At 36.3% G+C, this 23,838-nt stretch carries 19 protein-coding genes; all 19 read left to right on the top strand.

The features are described from left to right. Positions 1-89 precede the first annotated feature (89 nt). The 19 genes from Ana3638_RS17820 (at position 90) to Ana3638_RS17730 (ending at position 23,782) form a co-directional block, all read left to right on the top strand. On the top strand, positions 90-764 hold the full coding sequence (locus tag Ana3638_RS17820) for a response regulator transcription factor (RefSeq protein WP_161839239.1): 675 nt from the start codon (positions 90-92) through the stop codon (positions 762-764). Next, positions 757-1,737, top strand: coding sequence for a sensor histidine kinase (locus Ana3638_RS17815; protein WP_161839238.1), 981 nt, complete (start codon positions 757-759; stop codon positions 1,735-1,737). The genes Ana3638_RS17820 and Ana3638_RS17815 overlap by 8 nt, the downstream gene beginning before the upstream one ends. A gap of 145 nt (positions 1,738-1,882) precedes the next feature. Next, positions 1,883-2,650 (top strand): ABC transporter ATP-binding protein, encoded by a 768-nt coding sequence (locus Ana3638_RS17810; RefSeq protein WP_161839237.1) that lies wholly within the window; start codon positions 1,883-1,885, stop codon positions 2,648-2,650. After that, entirely contained in the window at positions 2,643-4,652 is a 2,010-nt protein-coding gene (locus tag Ana3638_RS17805) for an ABC transporter permease (protein WP_161839236.1), read from the top strand. Before Ana3638_RS17810 ends, Ana3638_RS17805 begins: the two co-directional genes overlap by 8 nt. A 137-nt stretch (positions 4,653-4,789) precedes the next feature. Then, complete coding sequence (locus tag Ana3638_RS17800) at positions 4,790-5,131, top strand: YmaF family protein (RefSeq protein WP_246240346.1); 342 nt, start codon at positions 4,790-4,792, stop codon at positions 5,129-5,131. A 99-nt stretch (positions 5,132-5,230) separates the two neighbouring features. Next, the gene (locus Ana3638_RS17795) at positions 5,231-6,067 is read left to right on the top strand and encodes a purine-nucleoside phosphorylase (RefSeq protein WP_161839235.1); all 837 of its coding nucleotides are present in this window, start codon (positions 5,231-5,233) and stop codon (positions 6,065-6,067) included. A 307-nt stretch (positions 6,068-6,374) separates the two neighbouring features. Next, on the top strand, positions 6,375-7,298 hold the full coding sequence (locus Ana3638_RS17790) for an MDR/zinc-dependent alcohol dehydrogenase-like family protein (RefSeq protein ID WP_161839234.1): 924 nt from the start codon (positions 6,375-6,377) through the stop codon (positions 7,296-7,298). Positions 7,299-7,391: 93 nt separating this feature from the next. Beyond that, complete coding sequence (mtnA, locus tag Ana3638_RS17785) at positions 7,392-8,459, top strand: S-methyl-5-thioribose-1-phosphate isomerase (protein WP_161839233.1); 1,068 nt, start codon at positions 7,392-7,394, stop codon at positions 8,457-8,459. A 291-nt stretch (positions 8,460-8,750) separates the two neighbouring features. Continuing rightward, positions 8,751-10,004: a BMP family lipoprotein gene (locus Ana3638_RS17780; protein ID WP_246240343.1), complete on the top strand. Its 1,254-nt coding sequence runs from the start codon at positions 8,751-8,753 to the stop codon at positions 10,002-10,004. Between the two features lie 396 nt (positions 10,005-10,400). Beyond that, complete coding sequence (locus tag Ana3638_RS17775; protein ID WP_161839232.1) at positions 10,401-11,939, top strand: ABC transporter ATP-binding protein; 1,539 nt, start codon at positions 10,401-10,403, stop codon at positions 11,937-11,939. Continuing rightward, positions 11,926-13,110, top strand: coding sequence for an ABC transporter permease (locus Ana3638_RS17770; RefSeq protein WP_330587635.1), 1,185 nt, complete (start codon positions 11,926-11,928; stop codon positions 13,108-13,110). The genes Ana3638_RS17775 and Ana3638_RS17770 overlap by 14 nt, the downstream gene beginning before the upstream one ends. Then, positions 13,110-14,069 (top strand): ABC transporter permease, encoded by a 960-nt coding sequence (locus Ana3638_RS17765; protein WP_161839231.1) that lies wholly within the window; start codon positions 13,110-13,112, stop codon positions 14,067-14,069. Before Ana3638_RS17770 ends, Ana3638_RS17765 begins: the two co-directional genes overlap by 1 nt. A gap of 161 nt (positions 14,070-14,230) precedes the next feature. Beyond that, positions 14,231-15,514 carry an amidohydrolase family protein gene (locus Ana3638_RS17760; protein WP_161839230.1) on the top strand — a complete coding sequence of 428 codons (1,284 nt, stop codon included), beginning with the start codon at positions 14,231-14,233 and terminating at the stop codon, positions 15,512-15,514. Positions 15,515-15,888: 374 nt separating this feature from the next. Continuing rightward, positions 15,889-16,461, top strand: coding sequence for an Ig-like domain-containing protein (locus tag Ana3638_RS17755; RefSeq protein ID WP_161839229.1), 573 nt, complete (start codon positions 15,889-15,891; stop codon positions 16,459-16,461). Positions 16,462-16,897: 436 nt separating this feature from the next. Next, positions 16,898-18,778: an S-layer homology domain-containing protein gene (locus tag Ana3638_RS17750; protein WP_161839228.1), complete on the top strand. Its 1,881-nt coding sequence runs from the start codon at positions 16,898-16,900 to the stop codon at positions 18,776-18,778. A 17-nt stretch (positions 18,779-18,795) separates the two neighbouring features. Continuing rightward, entirely contained in the window at positions 18,796-20,625 is a 1,830-nt protein-coding gene (locus tag Ana3638_RS17745; protein ID WP_161839227.1) for an efflux RND transporter periplasmic adaptor subunit, read from the top strand. A gap of 14 nt (positions 20,626-20,639) precedes the next feature. After that, positions 20,640-21,374 (top strand): ABC transporter ATP-binding protein, encoded by a 735-nt coding sequence (locus tag Ana3638_RS17740; protein ID WP_408609476.1) that lies wholly within the window; start codon positions 20,640-20,642, stop codon positions 21,372-21,374. A gap of 2 nt (positions 21,375-21,376) precedes the next feature. Then, entirely contained in the window at positions 21,377-22,543 is a 1,167-nt protein-coding gene (locus Ana3638_RS17735; protein WP_202621645.1) for an ABC transporter permease, read from the top strand. A gap of 66 nt (positions 22,544-22,609) precedes the next feature. After that, positions 22,610-23,782, top strand: a complete 1,173-nt coding sequence (locus Ana3638_RS17730; RefSeq protein ID WP_161839226.1) for a D-alanyl-D-alanine carboxypeptidase family protein — start codon at positions 22,610-22,612, stop codon at positions 23,780-23,782. Positions 23,783-23,838: the final 56 nt, after the last annotated feature.

Here is a 23,838-nt window from a genome sequence, read left to right as displayed (position 1 = left end):
GAAATAATAATTTATTTGAAAATGTCAATTATTAAAGTTATAATTCTGTTATGGAAAAATGTAACACTGTTACTTAACCCGGAGGTTTTATGTATAAAATAATGATTATTGAGGATGACCTTACAATAGCGTCACTTTTAAATGAAAATATAAAAAAATGGGGTTTCGAATCATATTATATAACTGATTTTAATGAGATTTTAAATGAATTTCAAAATAGGAAGCCACATTTAATTTTATTGGATATTTCCCTGCCATTTTATAATGGATTTTACTGGTGTTGTGAAATAAGAAAAATTTCCAATGTTCCGATTGTATTTCTTTCCTCTCATACAGAGAATCTCGATATAGTTATGGCTATGAATATGGGAGGTGATGATTATATTACAAAACCATTTTCTCTTGATATCGTCATAGCGAAAATCCAGGCACTGCTTAGAAGAACCTATGATTATTATAGAGAAGTAGAAACACTTGAGGTTAAGGGTGTACTTTTAAATTTAAAGGATACGGTCTTAAGCTATCAAAACAACAAAATTGAACTTACCAAGAATGAATATAAAATCATGAGGTTATTAATGGAAAATAAAAATAAAGTAGTATCCAGGGAAGAAATCATGAAAAGCTTATGGGACAGCGACTGTTTTATAGATGATAATACGCTGACGGTTAATGTGAACCGGTTAAGAAAGAAGCTGGAAGAGTTTGGTTTAAAAGATTATATTATTACGAAAAAAGGAATGGGGTATCTGGTACATGATTAAGGATTATATAAAATACAGAACAGCTTATTTTGTCTTTTATTTCATTGTTATCCTTTTATTTCCATTTGTTCAATTTCTGCAAAGACTTCCCATGGAATCCATTTTTTACAGCTGTTTCATAGTTACATTTTTGTTTGTTCTCTGGGTTATCCTGGATGGTTATTACTTTTACCAAAAAGAAAAGAAAATCAGGTCTGTACCAGATAATTTAAGCAGTGATATTCAGGAACTACCTGAGCCTGCAGATTCTATAGAAGCAGATTACCAAAAAATAATTGAAGCACTTTATGAACTTTTGAATCGTAATATTCAATCCATGGAACGCTCTCATTCAGATCAGATAGAGTATTATACCATGTGGGTCCATCAGATAAAAACTCCCATTTCTGTTATACGTTTAGCCTTGCAAAGCAGGGAAACCGTTGATAATCTGATTATTGACCAGGAATTATTTAAAATCGAACAATATGTAGAGATGGCGTTACAATATATAAAGATGAATCAACTTTCATCGGATCTTGTGATTCGTAAATACGACCTAAAACCCATAGTCAATTCCAGTGTTAAGAAATATGCTTCCCTTTTTATTTATAAAAAGCTGTCCATAGATATCGGCAATATAGAACATACGGTTTTAACCGATAGTAAATGGCTTTCGTTTATTATTGAACAGCTCCTGTCCAATGCTGTTAAATATACAAACAAGGGTGGTATAAAGATATATTGGAAAGAAAATAATTTAGTCATTGAGGATTCCGGTATTGGTATATACAAGGAAGATATGGAACGTATCTTTGAAAAAGGTTATACGGGATTTAACGGAAGATTGGATAAAAAAGCCAGCGGTATTGGATTATATCTGGTGAAAAAGGTCGCAGACGCTTTAGCTGTAAAAGTTAGGATTGAATCAGAAGTCTCGGTCGGAACGAAAGCATTTTTGACTTTTCCCAAGGAAGACCTTAATTATGAATAATAATAAATGTAAATGTGACATATTTGTAAGGTTATAGGTGGGAAATGTAATGTAATTCGATGGCAGGACATTTCTCATCTTTTTATAATACTATTACAAGCTTTTAGCATGATAGTATTCTAAAACCGAAAGGAAGGATTTACAGATGGAATTATTACAGGTACAAAATGTGAAAAAGGTATATAATACTCGTTTAGGCGGCCAGCAGTTTACAGCATTAAAAAACGTGACATTTGAAATAGCAAGGGGAGAATTCGTAGCGATTATGGGAGCTTCTGGCTCGGGAAAAACAACATTATTAAATATTATTGCTTCTTTAGATAAAGCAACCGGAGGAGATGTAATATTAGAGGGCAGAAGTATAAAATCCATAAAAGACAGAGAATTATCGGCTTTTAGAAGAAAAAATCTTGGATTTGTTTTTCAGGATTTTAATCTTTTAGATACCTTTTCCATAAAGGATAATATTTTATTGCCCTTGGTTTTATCCAACGAAAATCTGGAGGAAATGGAAAGCAGGCTGAAACCATTAGCACATCGGTTAGGTCTGGAACAGTTGTTAAATAAATTTCCTTATGAGGTATCCGGCGGTGAAAAACAAAGAACTGCCATGGCCAGAGCGGTAATAACCGAGCCAAAACTGATCCTTGCGGATGAACCAACCGGAGCACTGGATTCAAAAGCTTCTTCTAAAGTATTGAATTTATTTGAAGATTTGCATAAGAACGGTCAAACAATAATGATGGTAACCCACAGTTCCATGGCTGCAAGTTTCGCTTCAAGGGTTCTATTTATAAAAGACGGTGAATTATTCAGCCAGCTTTACCGCGGTAATGATAATAATAAAGAATTTTTTGATAAAATAGTATCAAATCTGTCCGTTCTCTCAGATGGAGGTGTTGATATTGGGTAAGAGTTTCTTTTTAAGACTGGCACTCACTAATATACAAAGGGACAAAAAGATGTATCTTCCTTTTGTAATTGCTTCCACAGCATTTGTCAGTATTTATTTTATGGTAGTTACAATTATGTATTCCAAAGGTATAGCCGATGTTCCCGCAGGCAAGAACCTGCAGGATATGTTTTCTATCGGTATGGTTATTATGAATGTTATAACTGTAATATTTATGTTTTATATTAACAGTTTTTTAATCAAAAGAAGAAAAAAGGAATTCGGATTATATGGTATATTGGGTTTGGAAAAACGCCATGTCGGCAGAATTATTATTTGGGAAAATTTTATAATCAGTGGAGCCTCTATATTTATGGGAATATTATTTGGATGTATTTTCAGCAAATTAATATTCATGATTATTTTTTATACATTAAGAGTATCACCCAACAGCAGATTTCAGTTACCGGCAGAAGCTTTTGAGTTAACCATAATTTTATTTTTGGGAATATTTTTGTTTACTTCCTTATTCAATTTACTTCAGATTAGAATGGCTAATCCCATTGATTTAATTAAAGGCGACCGTATGGGTGAAAAAAAGGTGCATTTTATATTCCTTAAAACCTTATCAGGTGCTGTTTTACTTGGATGGGCATATTACTCGGCACTTACGGTAAACAATGCATTTACAGCCCTGACGCAGTTTTTGCTTGCTGTTTTAGCGGTAATCGCTGCTTCTTTCTTATTATTTGAAGCCGGTAGTTTATTTTTTCTGAATATATTAAAGGGAAAGAAAAAAGTATATTATAAATCAAATAATTTTATAGCTATTGCAGGCCTATTCCACCGCATGAAACAGAACGCCGCAGGACTTGCGTCTATCTGTATTCTCTCGACCATGGTACTGGTTACGGTTTCTACCTGTACAGCCCTGTTTTTAGGTCAGGAGGATATGTTAACAAGGCTGAATCCCAATGATATGCAGATTGAGATGTCAGAAGCAGTATCAGAGGGGCAGATCAAACAATTGGATACACTGATATCCTCCTTGGTGAATAAACATGATATTACCATAACGGATCAGTTTGGCTACAATTTCTATAGGGACGACCTGCTTTTAAAAGATGGGGCTTTAAAAGTTCCTGGCCCTGAAGCTTATGAATCCGGTGCATCAATGGCGGAAATAACGTTGTATCTACGGGAGGTAGATTATATTACCCTGGAGGATTATAATAAAATCTGTAGTACGAAAGAAACTTTGTCCCCCAATGAAATCCTTTTATTGACCAATCATGCCGATAATAATATGGCTTCCGAAATTACTTCACTCTCAGGAGATTTCAAAATTAAATCAATCATTCTGGATTCAAAATTTATTCAGGGAAAAAACAGCGAGGAAGATTCTAAATTATTTATAGTAGCTGCTGATAAGAAAGAGGGTCTTAATCTAATGCAATTACTGAACCCAAACTTAAGAGAAATTTATCTGAATCGTATCCATATTATTAATATAACAGGCAAAAATAATAATCTGAATCTTTTTTCAAAGGAAGTGCAGGATAAAAGTTTAAAAATAGAAAATGTGGCGCATTTTAAATCCATCTTTACAGACAGGGAAGAAGGTTATGGATTGTATGGCGGATTACTGTTTCTTGGAATCTTTTTTACTATATTGTTTTTAGTTGCAACGGTTCTTATCATCTATTTCAAGCAGATATCGGAGGGGTATGAAGATAAAGAACGGTTTATCATCCTGCAAAAAGTAGGAATGGATGATTTTGAAGTGAAAAGAACCATAAATAAGCAGATATTAATTGTATTCTTTTTACCGTTACTTGGAGCATTACTTCATGTTTCTATGGCAGAGCACATGATTACGAAACTCCTGGAAGCGTTTCATCTGTTTAACAACACCTTAACTGCCTGGTGTATATTTATAACCTGTATCGTCTTTATGGCTGCTTATATTCTTGTTTATCGGCTTACGGCAAAGACTTATTACAAAATTGTAAAATGGAATTAGAAAATAAAAGAAAAAAATAGTAAAACCGGAGGAACACATGTTGTGTGTTTTTCCGGTTTTTTGCACTTATTAAAGTAAAACGCATATGATACTTAGAAGCACTTTTTTTGCTAAAATAGATTAAGGAGCTGATTATTTTGGAGTATATAAAATTAAATTTCGAAAAAAAAGATGTTGAAATCCAGTATCATGTCCACGAATTTCAAGGTTACCTAAAAACGACAGAGGATCATTACCACAGATGTACAGGCATTACTGGAGAAGCCATTCCCATAGATAAAAAGGATCACATACACGAGATTGTTTTTCGAAGCGATTTTGTAAACGGGCATTACCATGAATATATCGGAAGGTCCTCGGGCGCCATAGAAATTGGGGATAGACACATACATTATATAGATTCTTTTACTAATGTTACGTCAGGTCATCAGCACGGTTTTCGGCTGATAACGTTACTCCATGATCCCAGCGGGGAATGAATATTTTTACAACTGCGTTGAAGATTTTAGTATTTTCTGCTATAATATTACGCAACATGAAAATAAGGCATGGTAAATAAAGGCAAGAAGGAGATTAACATGAATCCAGTTTACGAAAAATTAAATCAATGTTATAAAAGTTTCAGTGAAAAAATCAATTTTCATCCAAAAGTTGCCCTTGTCCTGGGTTCAGGGTTGGGAGACTATGCTGAAAGTATAAAAATTGAAGCTGTTTTAGATTACAATGAAATAGAAGGGTTCCCGGTGTCCACTGTAAAAGGCCATAAAGGAAGATTTGTATTTGGCTATGTTGGTACTGTACCGGTGGTGATTATGCAGGGAAGAGTACATTATTACGAAGGCTATCCAATAACGGATGTTGTTTTGCCAGTCAGGCTTATGAAGTTAATGGGGGCTGAGGTTTTGTTCTTAACCAATGCCGCAGGCGGTATAAATTATTTCTTCAAAAGCGGTGACTTTATGATGATCACTGACCACATATCTAATTTTGTTCCATCCCCGTTAATTGGAGAAAATATAGATGAGCTTGGTTTACGCTTTCCGGATATGAGCCATGTTTATGATTTGGACTTACAGGAAATTATACGGGGCACTGCCCAAAATTTAAATATTCCGTTACAGGAAGGCATTTATATACAGCTTACCGGCCCTAATTTTGAGACCCCTCATGAAGTTAAGATGTGCAGAATTCTGGGAGCAGATGCAGTTGGTATGAGTACGGCTTGTGAAGCAGTAGCCGCTAATCATATGGGTATGAAAATATGCGGAATTTCCTGCATTTCCAATTTATGCGCAGGAATGATGGACCAACCCCTGACTCATGAGGAAGTTCAGGAAACAGCAGATCGTGTGGCACCTATGTTTAAAAAATTAATTACTGAAACAATTATTAATATTGGCAGATCACTGACATAAAAGAATTATTCGGAAATCGATAAAATATCCATATAGGTGAAGCAAAGCGGCTGGTGCAAATACTCCCAGAATAAAGAAAATCAACTAAGATGCACAGCCTTTACATATAATGACTCACCCGACAAAAGCCATACAAATAATTTATATTCGTCAATTTGCAAATCCAAATATCTTCATTAGCGCGATGTTTCATTTAGTTCGATGAGTACAAGAACTGAATTAGTCAAATTGACGGAACCATAATTTGAAATTGGTTTTTATCGGGTGAATCATATAATTGTATGCGGTATGAAATGAGGATAAAATTATGAAAGCATTATATTTTGATAAAGTGACAACTTATCTTGAGGATTATAATAAACCTGTACCTGGGCCGAAAGAAAGCCTGATTAAAATTATCCTCAGTGCGGTTTGCAATACGGATAAAGAGATAAGAAAAGGATATAAACCAGATTTTCATGGTGTTTTAGGACATGAATTTGTGGGAGTAGTAGAAGAATCGAATAACAGGGATTTAATCGGTAAACGTGTTGTAGGTGAAATCAATGAGGGGTGCGGAGAATGTATTTATTGTAAAACCGGACGGAAAACCCATTGCATGAATCGAAAAGTGATTGGGATTGCGGATAAGGACGGCTGTTTTGCGGAATATATGACAATCGATACAGATCTATTACATATCATTCCGGATGAAATCCCCTCTGAAGTCGCTGTTTTTACGGAACCTCTGGCAGCCGCTCTGGAGATTATGGAACAAGTCCATATAAAACCGTCCCGGAACGTAGCGGTAATCGGAGACGGAAGATTAGCCTATATGATAGCTCAGGCAGTGTCATTAACGGGAACAGACCTGACGGTCATTGGCAGACATAAGGAAAAATTAATAAATTTCAAAAAATTTGCTAAAGTTGCAACCGAAACAAATGAGACTTTTGAAGTAGTAATCGATGCCTCCGGTTCACCATCTGGTATCGTTACTGCTGGCAGATTAGTACGGAAAAAGGGGACAATTGTTTTAAAAAGTACTTATGCCGGTAAAACAGATATTGATATGAGTTATTTTGTAGTCAATGAAATCACAATAAAGGGCAGTAGATGCGGTCCTTTTGAACCTGCCTTACAGCTCCTCAAAAGAGGTCTTATAACCTTACCGGCAATCGAGCTGTATGAGCTTAAGGATTACGAACAGGCTTTTGAATCAAAAGCATTTAAAGCGGGTTTTAAATTTTAATGTAATTACTTCCATACACGGATCACAACGGTATCGGATAAAGTTTTATTATTATCTTTTTATAACTAGTCTATTTTACGAAACGGAGAATTTATGAATAATCTAAATGAAGTTACCCATATTGATAATGTGAAATTAAGTGAGGACGGTAAAAAAGTCATTATTATTGACCAGACAAAACTTCCTAATGTAACGGAGTATTTGACTCTTGGTAGTGATAAAGATATCTACGATGCCATATTTGAATTAAAGGTAAGAGGAGCGCCGGCAATTGGGATCTGCGCCGGATACGGTATCTATGTATTGGCTCAGACAATTAAAGCAGAAACCTTTGATGAATTTTACAGGGAGTTTGTAAAATACAAGGATTATTTAAATTCATCCAGGCCGACGGCAGTTAATTTAAGCTGGGCTTTAAACCGGATGGAGGAAGTTGTAACTGCTAACAAGAATAAAACAATCGGTGAAATCCTGAAATTATTAGGTGATGAATGCAGGGCTATCCATGAAGAAGATATTAAAATGTGCGGGGCTATTTCTGAATACGGATTATCACTGATAAAAGACGGTGATGGTATTCTGACTCATTGTAATGCAGGACCGTTAGCAACCTCCCGTTACGGAACAGCACTTGGACCTTTATTTTTAGGAAAAGAAAGGGGCTTAAATTTCAGGGTTTTTGCAGATGAAACCAGACCTTTACTTCAGGGTGCCAGATTAACCTCATATGAACTTGAGAAAGCAGGTATTGATGTTACTTTAATCTGTGATAATATGGCCAGTATAGTTATGAAAAACGGATGGATACAGGCTTGTTTTGTTGGTTGTGACCGTATAGCTGCCAATGGGGATGCAGCTAATAAAATCGGTACAAGCGGAGTTGCAATCCTGGCGAAACATTACGGTATTCCATTTTATGTATTAGGCCCTACTTCAACAATAGACCTGAATTGTAAAACCGGTGAAGATATTGAGATTGAACTGAGGGATCCGGAAGAAATCAGGAATAAGTTTTATAAAGAGCCTATGGCTTTAAAAGAAGTGAAGTGTTATAATCCGGCATTTGATGTTACGGATCATAACCTGATAAGCGGAATTGTTACAGAAAAAGGAATCTGTTATGCTCCTTTTGAAAAAAGTATAAAGGCACTCTTTGTATAAAATGCCTGAATAAGTACGAATTAAATTCTGAGTTGTACGCATAAAATTACATTAAAAATGTTATTTATTAATTTTACTAAAAGATTGATGAAATTTATTAATGAAATTTATAAATAAATTTAATAGCATATTTTGCCTGCTGACTTATTGTCAAACGTACATAAATGTGTTAACATTGAAAATCATTAGATAGATTGGGCAAAAAGGCTAAGTCCCGTCTATCTTTTTTGAAAATAACCCGGAACCGGGTATGACAGGGAAACTTAAGTCAACCAATAGGAGGTACATATTATGAAAAAAAGTAAGATGCAAGTTTTATTAGTATTTGCTACAGCTTTAACTTTAATGGCTACCGCATTTACAGGCTGTGCGAAGAAAGATGCCGCACCAACTGCGGGAGGGGACCAGACAGTTACGGAAGAAGCTACTGCCACAGATACAGCTACCGGTGAAACCACCGCTGATGCGGCAACCAGTGAAGCAGCAACAGAAACGAAAGCCGATGGAGTAGCATTAAAAATTGCAATAGTTACCAGCCCATCCGGAGTAGATGACGGTTCTTTTAATCAGGATAATTATAACGGTGTCTTAAAGTTTATTGAAGAGAATCCTAATTCCACTGTGACACCGGTTAATGAACCTACCGGAGACACCGCAGCTGCTGTACAGGCCGTTGCTAATATTGTTGCAGATTATGATGTAATTGTATGCCCTGGCTTTCAATTTGCAGGAATTTCCAGTATTGCATTGGAAAATCCGGATAAAAAATTCATATTGATCGATTCTGACCCTGCGGCACAGGGTGATCAGACCGAATTTGATAATATTTATGCTATGACCTTTGCTGAACAAGAAAGCGGATTTTTCGCAGGTATGGCTGCAGCATTGGAATCGACTTCTGGAAAAGTTGCCGTGGTAAATGGTGTAGCTTATCCATCCAATGTTAATTACCAGTATGGATTTGAATCCGGTGTTAATTATGTGAATGCACTTTATGATAAAAAAGTTGAATTTATTGAATTACCGGCTTATGCAGGTACCGACGTAACAAATGCCAACGTAGGTGGTAACTATGTAGGCTCCTTTGCTGATGAAGCTACTGGTAAAGTAGTTGGTAAAGCTTTAATTGATGAAGGCTGCGATATTATCTTCGTTGCAGCAGGTGCGTCCGGTAACGGTGTATTCACAGCCGCAAAAGAAGCAAAAGGTGTTAAGGTAATCGGATGTGACGTTGACCAGTATGATGATGGTGCTAACGGCGATTCCAATGTAGTGCTTACCTCTGCATTAAAAGTAATGAGTATTAATGTTGAAAGAGCGTTAAACGCTGTAAAAGACGGCAGCTTTAAAGGACAAAATGTACTTCTTCAGGCAAATACCGATTCTACCGGATATGTAAGTACAGAAGGACGTCAGCAATTATCTGCAGATACGATATCCAAGTTAAATGAGGCTTATGAATTAGTGAAAGCAGGAACGATTGTACCGGCTTCCAACTTTAATGGAATTACTTCCGATGCTTTCCCGGGTCTTCCTGAAAAATAAAGACGGTATCCTATGAGCCGTTAATATAACTTATCAGAAGTTTGTTTTATAAACTTCTGATAAAAAGCGCTGATTTTGCGCTGTGCATCTGATAATAGGAACACGGGTTTTGTTCCTATTATATAACTTATCAGAAGTTTGCTTTATAAACTTCTGATAAAAAGCGCTGATTTTGCGCTGTGCATCCGATTACAGGATCATGTTTTATGTCCAGTAATAAGACTTTTAGAAGTTTATTGTTTTCTATTGAGAAAAATGGTAGAAAATGATAAACTTCTTTTAAATAAGTTAAGTTTTTCAATAAAATGACAGCGTATAAGGGCTGGGGTTATGGTTCGTAATACCCTAGCTTGTCAACAAAAGAAACCAGTAAATAAAAGTTTAAGGAGACCTATAATGCCTGAGTATATTGTAGAAATGAAACATATTACAAAGAAATTTCCCGGGATTGTTGCTAATGATGATATTACAATCCAGATAAAAAAAGGGGAAATTTATGCATTGCTTGGTGAGAACGGAGCCGGTAAATCAACACTTATGAGTATGCTTTTTGGTATGTATGAGCCGGATGAAGGGGAAATATGGATACGCGGCAGTAAAGTTAAAATTGATTCTCCAAATCATGCTGCTAAACTGAATATAGGGATGGTTCATCAGCACTTTAAGCTGGTACAAAATTATACCATAACAGAAAATATCATTCTTGGTGTAGAACCCGTGAAACGGTTTGCAGGCATTTTTCCATATGTTGATCTTCGAAATGCGGATCATAAAATCGAGGAACTGTCGAAAAAATTTGGATTAGAAGTTGACCCAACGAAAAAAATTGAAGATATTAATGTATCCATACAGCAGCGTGTTGAAATATTAAAGATGTTATACCGTGAAGCAGAAATATTAATTTTTGATGAACCTACGGCAGTTCTGACTCCACAGGAAATAGAATTTTTACTGGAAATAATAAAAGAGTTAAGAAAAGGCGGTAAAACCATAATCCTGATTACCCATAAACTGGAGGAAATCAAAAAAGTAGCTGACCGTTGTGCGGTTTTGAACAGAGGAAAACTGGTGGATGTATTAGAGGTAAAGGAAACCTCCACAAAGCAGATGGCAAATCTTATGGTTGGCAGGGAAGTTAATTTTGAGATGGCGAAAAAACCTGCCCATATGAAAGAGATTGTCCTGCAGGTTGAGCATCTGACTGTGAAGAATCAGGATAATTTTGAAGTTGTAAAGGATGTATCTTTTTCCATCCGGGGCGGTGAAGTATTTGCCATTGCAGGTGTATCCGGCAACGGACAGGTGGAAATTGCCGATGCCATAGCCGGTTTAACTAAGATAAGCAGCGGATCGATCAGGTTAAACGGAACGGATATTACTAACTATAATATCAGGAAACGAACTTTATGCGGAATTTCCTACATACCGGAAGACAGACAGAATTACGGTTTGGTTTTAGACTTTTCCCTGTCGGTAAATTTGGCCTTAAAAACATATTATCAAGATACATTCTCGCCCAAAGGTATTCTTAATAATGAAGAAATTGAGCGTTATGGCAACAAATTAATTGAAAAATATGATATCAGAAGCGGTCAGGGAGTTAAGACGAGAGTTCGTTCCATGAGCGGCGGAAATCAGCAGAAGGCTATTATTGCAAGAGAAATTGAATTACAGTCTCCTTTGATGATATTTGTTCAGCCTACAAGAGGTTTAGATATTGGAGCAATTGAAAATATACATAAAATGATTTTAGAGGAACGGGATAAAGGGAAGGCCATTTTACTGGTATCTTTGGAGCTGGATGAAATTATGAACGTGGCAGATACCATCGGTGTCATTTATAATGGCCAGTTTCAAAAGATAGCTGATGCAAAATCACTAACCACCAATGAAGTCGGAGAATTTATGATGGGGGTAAAGCATGAAGAAAGATAAATCAAAATCAAACAGCAATGATGGGAATCAAATGTCAGCTCCAAAATCAAAAGCTGCCTCCTTTCATTTATTAAGTAATGAAAAGTGGCAGCCTATAACCATACCTTTATTCTCTATACTGCTAAGTTTAATTGCAGCTTCTATTGTAATATTACTTATAGGTAAAAATCCACTGGGTGCTTTCTATAATTTACTGCAGGGTGCCGGAATTTTACCGAAACCTTCTTACGCAGGTTATAAAGGAATTCTTACCGATTTTCTAAGCCTGCTAAATGCAATGACACCTTTGTTGTTTGCATCTCTAGCTGTTGCGGTGGCATATAAGGCAGGTTTATTTAATATTGGTGTGTCCGGTATGATGTTAGCGGCCGGCTTTTCTGCAACGGTAATTATCGGTTACAGTCGTTTAAACAGCTTTTTAGCAAAACCCTTTGTACTGCTAATTGGTATCATCGTAGGGGCAATTATGGGGGCTTTCGTAGGCTGGCTGAAATATAAATTTAATATTAATGAAGTTGTATCTACTATTATGTTAAATAATATAGCCCAATACGTTTTTGGTTTCTTTATTAATATGTATTTTATTGATCCGGTATCCAGACAATCCAGATACATATTGGATAATTCCAGACTGACACTGGTCAATGTGGAATACGGCGGTCTTAAAATGGACATCCCCTTAGGATTTATTTTAGCAATCGCAGTTGCTGTTTTTATCAAATTTTTTATGGATAAGACAGTGCTTGGCTACGAAATTCAGACAGTAGGTGCAAACCGGAATGCTGCAAAATATGCCGGAATCAATGTGGGAAAAAATATTGTCCTGGCTATGGTTATATCCGGTGCCTTAGCCGGTTTGGCCGGAGTTACTTTCTATCTTGGATATTTTTCCTCCATACAACCGAAAGTTTTATCCAGTGTGGGTTATGATGCAATTGCAGTATCCCTCCTTGGTAACTCTAATCCGGTGGGAATTATCTTTTCCTCTTTATTAATTTCTATAATCAGTAAAGGGAGTACTTATATGAGTTCGATTGCAGGTATTGATCAGGATATTGCATCTGTTATAACCGGAACCATATTATTATTCAGTGCCTGTGGTGAATACATAAAATATAAAATTAAGCGAAGTAAAGATAAACAGCTGGAGAGAAAGGGGGAAGAGGCTTAATGGATACAATAATTATTGACGGCTTGTCCTTTGCGCTGCCACTCTTTATTATGGCAATCGGCGGTATATACAGCGAAAAGAGCGGTATTACTAATCTGGCGATTGAAGGCTTACAGGGTTTTGGAGCGTTTATTGGAGCCTTGGCAGTGGTGCTGATTTCTAATTTTGCTGGAATGGACTTAGAATCTTTATTTTACGCAGCGATTATCTTTGCAATGATCGGCGGTATGTTATTTTCCACGTTGCATGCTCTGTTATGTATTAAATTTAAAGCGAATCAGGTTATCAGCGGTGTAGTTATTAATATTTTATCGGCTGCACTTACCAGCTTTTTGACCAGCCAGATTAACAGTAATGTATTTAAAGCGGCTTCCGATAAATTCCAGCTTGGAGTATCCAAAAGGTTTACTATTGGAGGTTTGTCAGATATACCGGTATTCGGCGCCTTATTTAAAGATATCTATCCTTTTGAAATTGTTATCATAATAATTGCTTTTTTTGCATGGTATGTATTATATAAAACAAAATATGGTTTACGCTTAAGGGCTTGCGGTGATAATCCTCATTCTGTTGATGCGGCAGGTATTGAAGTATCCAGAATACGCTTTGTTGCCGTTATGGTATCCGGTGCTTTATCCGGTTTAGGCGGAATGTGTTTTGCATATTCCATATCTGCAAATTTTTCTTCCAATATATATATGGGTTACGGTTATTTAGCGATTGCTGCTTTAATATTTGGTAACTGGAAGATACTTCCTGCCCTGGGAGCATGTTTATTATTTGGTTTTGCAAAATCCGGCGGATACCGGATTGTACAGCTAATGAAATTGCCAAGTGCTTATTCCGATTTAATTATGATTTTACCGTATGTTTTAACTTTATTACTCCTAATCTTTTTCTCCAAAACCAATCGCGCTCCAAGAGCATTAGGTGAGATTTACGATAAAGGAAAACGTTAAAAATGTGGTTAATTAAAGAGGAAAACGTTAGAAAATAATTACGTTCAAGAGAAAAAATGTCAAAGTACTGAATATATTTATAACAATTATAATGACGGAAAATGTTTGGCAAATAATATACGATTAAAAAATAATATGGTTTATAGGAGGTATGAGGCGTTTTGAAAATAAGATTTTACAATGCTAAAATATTAACATTCACAAAGGATTTTGAAATAATCGAAGGTGAATTATGGGTTGAGGACAGCAGAATTACTTACGTTGGAAAAGGTATATTAGATTCTGAAGATATCTTTGACAGAGAAATAGACGTGAATGGAAATCTTATTATGCCGGGATTTAAAAATGCCCATACTCATTCTGCTATGACATTTTTAAGATCCTATGCGGATGATATGCCGCTTTTAGATTGGCTTAATACCCAGGTGTTCCCTATGGAAGCGAAATTAAACGGAGAAGAGATGTACCACCTGTCAAAACTGGCGATTCTTGAGTATCTGACCAGTGGGATTACGGCAAATTTTGATATGTATTTTTGCCCGGAAGATGTATCAAAAGCTTCTATTGAAATGGGGTTTCGTACGGTTATGTGCGGCGGTATCAGCCAGTTTACCGGTGAAACGGATTATTCATTGGACTTATTGGACGGCTATTACCGGAAGTTTAATCATTATCATGAGCGGATCGGATATCGTTTAGGATTTCATGCGGAATACACGGCAACCAGGCCATTACTGGAAGGAATTGCTTCCTTAGCAGAAAAATATAAAGCCCCGGTATTTACTCATAATTCCGAAAGTCTGGCAGAAGTAGAGCAGTGTATCATCCGTAACGGTATGACTCCAACGGGGTATTTAAACAGCCTCGGCATTCATAATTATGGAGGAGGCGGTTTTCATTGTGTACATATGACGGAAGGGGATTTGAAAATTTTTAAGGAAAAAAACTTAACGGTAGTAACCAACCCTGCTTCAAATGCCAAACTTGCGAGTGGAATTGCACCACTAAAGCGAATGCTTGACCTGGGTATTCCTGTTGCAATCGGTACGGATGGCCCTGCAAGTAATAATTGTCTTGATATGTTCCGGGAGATGTTTTTAACAACGGCACTTCAGAAGTTAAAAGAAAATGATGCTTCTGCTATGGACGCAAACCAGGTATTGTATATGGCAACGATTGGTGGTGCTAACGCAATGGGATTGAGAGATTGTGATAGCTTAGAACAGGGTAAGTATGCCGACTTAATAGTAATAGATCTGAATCAGCCCAATATGCAGCCTTTAAATAATATTACAAAAAACTTAGTATACAGCGGAAGCAAACAAAATGTGAAACTAACCATGATTCACGGCCGGATTCTGTATGAAGATAATAATTTTTATGTAGGGGAAGACGTTGAAAAGATCTATTCGAAAGCGAATGAAATAATTAACAGTAAAAGGTAATCTTATAATTTAATATAAAAAATCAACCTGTCACTTATCTTTTATTTCAGACATTGATATGAATGATATATATCAATACAGAAAAAAAGATGACAGGCTGTTTTTATCTCATAGGGAACTGTGTCCTATGAGATAAAACGTTCCCCTTTGGATCGCAACTGCGGCAGGGAAATTATATTGCTGATGCAACCCGCATGAATTGTTAACCATGTCATCTTTATAAACTCAGAAAAATTGATATGGAAGAGTCCTTAAAAATGTGGAATAATTTATATAATTGTGTTAATGTAATAAAGAAAAGATTTTAAAAGATGTAATGAATACAGGTAAATACAATATAATAGAATGATAGAAAGACGGTAAGGATTCATAAATTGAAGAAAAATAATATACTTAGATTATTTCAATTTCGAGGAGCCATATCAATCATTTATTATTTTGCTTTTGCTTTTTTATTATGGTATCTCATTATACCTCATACTTCCCTCTATTTTAATAACAAAATTTTTACACCTTTTAATAAACGCCTGAACGAAGAAGATATAACTTTAATAAAAGGAGAGGAATTTACACTTCGGGTTATGAATTTTAATAAAAGGTTATATTTTTCCTCAACGGATATTAAAGTGGCTGACGTAAATATTTTTGGAACAGTGACTGCTTACCGGGCAGGTACAACCATAATCAGAGTTAAAATGAGAGATGAGGTATTAAAATGCAGAGTACGTGTAATTGATATAAATAAAAAGAAATTAAACTTAAAAGCCGGTAAAAATTACAGGCTGAACGTAAAAGGGGTTTGGTTTGGCGTATCCTGGTCCAGTGGTAATTCATCTATTGCCAGGGTAAGCCGCTATGGGAATGTAACAGCAATATCAAAAGGAACGGTAAAAATATATGGAAAGGTAAGGGGGAAAACCTTATCCTGTACGGTAACAGTAAGATAATGCCTTGATTACAAAAACCAGTTTTATTATATCTTTGATAACACGGCGCAAATTCTGCGCCTTTCTTTTATTATTACTGCAAATTTTTATTTATGAAAATCACAAGGGTTATCATTAAAACTTATCTGCATAAATCGAGTATTTCCTGAATACTCAAAACTTGACCAGAAGTGGTTTTCCGGTTTTTAGAAAGTAAAGTGAATATTCAACTTTTAGAGTGATTTATAAGTAGCACAGCATGTTAGTGGAAAGTTATGTAAATTAAATTATAAAATTTTATTTATATCTTGTTATTAAAAATTTAACTATTTTTTAACAAAAACCTCAGTGTTTTATTAATACTTTCACAACACGTTCACAGAATGTTCACTTTTTTTAAATAGAATAAAATGGAAAGTATAACATGTAGGATTTTAATATGTGAAGGAGACTGAAGATGCAAAGAAAAATTTTAACTCTATTACTTGCTGTGATTATGCTGTTTGGAACAATTACAGTTCCGGTAAAACCGGTGGAAGCTGCCTCCGGTACTAATAATGTGGAAAAAGTAATCGAAGCCTTAGAAATCATGGACACAGATCAGGGTAACAGCACCAATCCGGCTGCTAAAGTAACAAGAGCGCAGTATGCACAGATGTTAGTGAATATGTCAGCCTTAAAAGATCAGACTTCTGCGAAAAGCAATGTATCTTTATTTAAAGATGTAACAAAAAAATATTGGGCGGCAGGATACATACAAACAGCAATTAATCAGGGATGGATGTCCGGTTACATGAACGGAACTTTTAAACCATCTCAAAGTATTACCTTAATCGAAGCAGTAAATGGTGTTTTAAAGCTTTTAGGATATACCAACAGCGACTTTACCGGTAACATCAGTGCAGCTGAAATGGCGTTGTATGAGTCCAAGGACTTAGACAAAAATATAACAAAGACACAAAAACAGGCACTGACCAGAAAAGACTGCACGAATCTTTTTTATAACACTTTAACTGCGAAAACCAAAGACGGTAAGATTTATGCGGAAACTCTGGGATATACGGTTGATTCTAAAGGGGAAATGGACTATTTATCTTTAGTGAATTCCAACCTGGAAGGCCCTATCTTAGTGGATAATGACTGGAAGACTCAAATACCGTTTTTCTTAGGTAATGCTACTTTTTATAAAGACGGTACCTTAGGTACCCTGAATGATATTCAGGAAAATGATGTGGTTTATTATTCGGAAGATTTAAAATCCGTATGGGCTTATGATAATAAGGTTACCGGTTCCATACAGTCCATTTTACCAAACCGCTTAGCTCCCACTTCCGTTAAACTGGGCGGAAAAGAATATACCTTAGGCTCCAATGATATGTCCGTTGCATTCTCCTCCTTAGGTAAAGTGGATGAAGGAGATGTTGTAACTTTAATTTTAGGCAAGGATGATACGGTTGTAGATGTATTAGGGATTGATGAATACAATGTAACGGTTACCGGAATCGTTATTAACCATGGCGAACATGTTATTACCAATGAAAATGATGAACTGGTAAGCACAAATTATGTAACAATCGTAGATGCCAGTGGAAATGAATATGAGCAGGATTATGATATAAAAGCGTATAATTTTACGGAAGGTGACATTGTACGAGTTACTTATACGGGTGGTATTGCCTCTGTCACAAGATACCAGTCAGGAAGTGTATCCTTTGGTAATAACGCTTTCTCGAGTGACGGAAAGAAATTAGGCAATGATGAGCTGGCAGCAAATGTTAAGATTTTGGATTATTGTGATGGAAGTTATGTTACCGTAAATGCTTCCAGACTTGCTAATATATCTTTAGGGGGTCATACCGTTTATTACTATGAAAAAAACAGCTCAGGTGATATATCTAAATTAATATTAAGCAATGTAACAGGAGATGTTTACAAATACGGAATTTTAACAGAGATTGGAGACAGCAGCGCCGACAGTACGAATTACGGATATAACATAGATGGCACGACAGGAACTGCTTCCGGTGATTATTATGATACTGAGATAGGACCCAAAGGATTTATATTAGATGATGATGATTCTACCAAGATAGAAGATATGGTTGATCTAACTAAGGTAAAGGTAAAATCCTTAGGGGTAAATACCGTACAGGATAGTACTCAAAAATATCAATTGGCAGATCAAGTTGCTGTATTTTTCCATGATGCCGGAAAGTACACTACATCCACTTTAAGTGACGTATCCAACTTAAAGAAATATAAATTAACTGCTTATTATGACAAGACTATGTCCGCCGGCGGCAGAATACGTGTTATCGTGGCAGAAAATATCGATTAATCAGGAGAGTATAAAAAATGGGTATTAAATTGAAATTATTTAAAAAGTCCGATAAACTATCCAGTACAGAACAGTTAATTATACCGAAAAAATCGAAAAAGAAAAAAATATTCAAGATTGCGGCGGTTTTAATTGTTTTGATTCTGATAGTCAGTGTCGTTTATAATCGTTCTCTGAATAAAAAAGCCGCCATGACAGGTGCAGGATTCGGTACTCAGACAGCGAAAGTAGAGAAAAGGGATATTAAAAGTATACTATCATCATCGGGTACTATTGAACCTTTAAATACTTATGATGTTAAAACTTTAGTGGAAGGTGAAGTTATCTCCGCTGATTTTGAGGAGGGGGATCAGGTAAAGGAAGATGATGTATTATACCAGGTAACCACAGATGATATTGACAGTAAGATTGATACGTCAAAAAATTCCGTAGAAAGATCAAAAGAAGATTACAAAATAGCTAAGGATAATTATAATAAGGCAGTGGATAAATACAATGATGCTTTGGCTGATTATAATGATGCAGAAGAAGAATACAGTGATTTAGCAATAAAATCTAAAAAAACAGGAGTAGTTAAAAAGGTATATGTAGAAGAAGGAGACACGATACAAATAGGAACTCAAATTGCAGATATATATGATAATAGTTCCATGCTATTAGAAGTACCTTTTAATTCCGCCGATGTCAGTTCTTCTTTAATTGGTAAAACAGCTGAAATTGAACTGGTAGACAGTAATGAAACTTTAGAAGGTAAAGTAACTAAGGTTAGTAATCTTGAAGATGTATTAAGCGGTAACAGGGTTGTTAAGATGGTAACCATTGAGGTAAAAAATCCAGGTGGATTAATGACCAGTACGAATGCAACTGCCTCGATCGGAGATTTGTACAGCAGTGGGGAAGGAACCTTCTCAGTATTGGAGGAAAGTACCATTACTGCAGATAAAGCAGGTAAAATCCATACTTTAAATATTGAAGAAGGAGATAAAATATCTTCCGGAAACACAGTAGTTATTTTAGATAGTGATACTTATGAAGATCAGTTGGATTCTTATCAAAATGCGCTGGATTCAGCAAAGGACGCTGTTGATAATGCAAAAAACTCCATGGATGATGCACAGGAAAAAATTGAAGATGCAGAAGATTCTTTAGATGATGTAATTGATGATAAAACCGATTATAGCATAACGGCACCTATATCCGGTCAGGTTGTAAGTAAAGATGTTTTAGCAGGTGATACCATCAGCAGGGAATCGACAACAAAACTTTGTACTATCTATGATTTATCAGCAGTAACTTTTGATATGCAGATTGATGAACTGGATATTATGAAGGTTAAAGTCGGACAGAAAGTTAATATTACAGCCGATGCCCTGGAGGGGAAAACATTTACTGGTGAAGTAACTAATATCAGTTTGGAAAGCACTACTAAAGAAGGTGTAACCCAATATCCGGTTACCGTAAGAATTGATGAAGTAGGGGATTTATTACCAGGTATGAATGTAGATGGTGAGATTGTATTAGATGAAGTAAGTGGTGTACTTGCAATTCCAAATGACGCTTTAATGCGCGGCGATGTTGTATATGTTAAAGATGCTTCCGTTAAAGAGGCAGTTGGTGATGTACCAGCAGGTTTTAAGGAAGTTCAGGTTAAAGCGGGTATTTCGGATGATAATTATACCGAGATTACCAGTGGATTAACCGGTAATGAAGAAGTTTATGTAAAACGTAATGCCACGGGAGTTCAAATGATGGGACAATATGGACCGGGCGGAGGACCAGATGGCCAAGGCGGCGGTCAGGGTGAAGTACGACAGGCCCATCAGGCTGAAGCAGACTCAAGACCTTAATAGGAGGTGTTTTGATGGATGAATTAAAAATGGATGAAGAACGAATACCTCTTATTAATTTGGTTGATATTTACAAAGTCTACCAGATGGGTAACACAGAAGTTCGTGCGAATAACGGCATTAATCTTAAAATTTATCATGGTGAGTTTGTTGCTATCGTAGGGAAATCCGGTAGCGGTAAATCAACTATTATGAATATCATTGGTGCTTTGGATGTTCCGACTAAGGGCCATTATATTTTAAAAGGCCAGGACGTCAGTACCATGAAGGACGATGAACTCGCCGAGGTAAGAAATAAAACGATCGGATTCATTTTTCAGCAGTACAATCTACTGGCCAAGCAGAATATGCTGGAAAATGTTGAATTACCCCTGTTATATGCAGGGGTCGGTAAAAGTAAACGAAGAGAGATGGCTATGGCAGCTCTGGAACGGGTCGGAATAGCAGATAAGTGGCATAACAAGCCGAATCAGCTCTCCGGCGGACAGCAGCAAAGAGGTTCCATTGCCAGGGCTTTGGCAGGAAATCCGTCTCTCATCCTTGCGGATGAGCCGACGGGGGCCCTGGATTCCAGAACAAGCCGTGAAGTATTGGATTTTCTTAAAAAATTAAATGAAGAAGGAAATACCGTAGTTTTAATTACACATGACCGGACGATTGCAGAAGAAGCAAAACGTGTTGTAAAAATACACGACGGACAAATCGTATTTGACGGACCGGTAGAAGAATATAAAAGGAGCCAGCTATGAATATAATCCAAGCATTTAAATTAGCAGGAAGAAGTATTGTAAGCAGTAAAATGCGATCATTTCTTACAATGCTGGGTATGATAATCGGTGTAACGTCGGTTATAACATTAGTTGGTCTCATGAATGGTGTAACAAACTATATGTTATCCATGTTCGCTGATTTAGGAACCAATACGATTACTGTGCAGTTAAACAATACCGATACCAGGCATGTAGATGCAGAAGATGTATATAAATTTACAGAAGAAAATAGTGATATCTTTCAGTATGTTACACCTAGAGTAAGCGGACAGTACACCGTTAAAAACGGGACAGAATCTGCCACAACTTCGGTATCTGGCGTTAGTGAAGATTTTGCTTATATGAACAATCTGAATTTAACGAGCGGAAGATTTATTCAATATTCTGACATTAAGAATCGTTATAAAGGGTGTGTAATTGGAACTTACATAGTAGAAGAATTATTTGACGGCAAAGCCAATGTAGGTGATACACTTAAAATTAACGGGCAGGTATATAAAATAATTGGTATTTTGGAAGAAAAAGCAGACTCCACCCAGGGTTCCTCGGATGACTGTCTTTACATACCTTATTCCAATGCAGTCAGAATGTCTGGTTCCGCTAATATATCAGCTTACACCTTATCGGCTTATAATATAGATTTAGTCGATACAGGAAAAGAGTTATTGGATAATTATATCTATGGTATTATGAAAAATGAAGATTTGTATAATATCTCAACCATGGCAGAACTATTGGATCAGGTTAATGAGATGACCGGCATGTTATCATCTATTTTGGGCGGTATAGCAGGAATTTCCTTATTAGTAGCAGGTATCGGTATTATGAACATCATGCTCGTATCCGTTGTTGAAAGAACCAAGGAAATCGGTATACGTAAATCCCTCGGAGCGAAAAAGAAAGATATTATGAGCCAGTTTGTTATTGAAGCTGCAACCATAAGTACCATTGGAGGCATTATAGGTATTATTTTTGGGTGGATAGGTACGGTGACATTAGGCAAGGCATTTGGTTTAGAAGCGGTACCAACCATTGGTTCCATTATTTTAGCTTTTAGTGTTTCCGCCGGAATCGGAATCGGGTTCGGATATATGCCGGCTAATAAAGCTGCAAAATTAAATCCAATCGATGCATTAAGAAGCGAGTAAAAGTTGGTCTAAAATCCACCTCCCTTGCTTAAAATAGTAATATATAATTTGGACGTGAGGTTGTAAATGAAGAGATTTGGAGCGCTTTTCATAAGTATTATTTTACTGATGAATTCTCTGTTCTGCATGAATGTATATGCCGCACCAGAGGATAACCAAATGAACATTACTTCCACCTCTGCAGTCTTAATTGAAGGTTCTACCGGCTCAGTCATATATGAAAAAAATAAAGATGAAAAACTAAAACCGGCCAGTATAACTAAAATTATGACCTTATTACTGATTTTTGAGGCATTGGACAGTGGAAAGATTAAACTTACCGATGAAGTTTCCGTAAGTGAATATGCGGCATCCATGGGTGGTTCTCAGGTATATCTGGAACCGTTTGAAACCCAGACGGTAGATACCATGATAAAATGCATCAGTATAGCAAGTGCTAATGATGCCTCAGTAGCCATGGCAGAATTAATTGCCGGATCGGAAGAAGAATTTGTAGCACGGATGAATGAGAGAGCAAAAGAGTTGGGAATGTTAAATACTCATTTTGTGAATTGCTGCGGACTGGATGTAGATAACCATTATTCCACAGCGTATGATGTCGCATTGATGTCAAGGGAATTAATTACAAAACATCCGCAAATCAGTAATTACTCCACTGTATGGATGGATACCATCATTCATACGACGAAAAAAGGGCAAAGTGAATTCGGATTAACCAATACGAATAAATTAATTAAACATTACAATGGTATTACGGGACTGAAAACAGGTTCAACCAGCTTAGCTAAATATTGTTTGTCTGCGACAGCAAGGCGAGAAGGCATGGATTTAATCGCAGTAATTATGGCGGCGCCGGAAACAAAGGTACGGTTTGCAGAAGCATCTAAATTGTTAGATTACGGTTTTGCCAATTGTAGTATCTATAAAGATGCTAATAAGGATCTTCAGGTAGTGCCCGTACCGGTGAAAAAAGGTGTTGCAACCGGAGTCAGCTACCGGGTTAATGATGAATTTTCCTATTTATGTTTAAAAGGAACCAATCCGGCTGATATAACAAAAGAAATAGCTATTTATGAAAGTGTAACGGCACCGGTTAAGGAAAATGATAAAGTCGGTGAAATTACATATAAATTAGGTGGTAATAAAATCGGAACCGTAGATATTGTTGCTGCTGAAAATATTAAGAAAGCTAAATTTAAAGATTATTTTATACGGGCATGGTCAAAGCTGCTGTTATAGAAAAAAATAGATATCATGATGTTCATTCTACGGTTTTTATATGCCAATTAAAAGGT

This window comes from Anaerocolumna sedimenticola (assembly GCF_009931695.1).
In the GTDB taxonomy this organism is placed as follows: domain Bacteria; phylum Bacillota; class Clostridia; order Lachnospirales; family Lachnospiraceae; genus Anaerocolumna; species Anaerocolumna sedimenticola.
The sequence above is the reverse complement of the archived record's forward strand: the minus strand, read 5'-3'. Positions and strand labels throughout refer to the sequence as shown.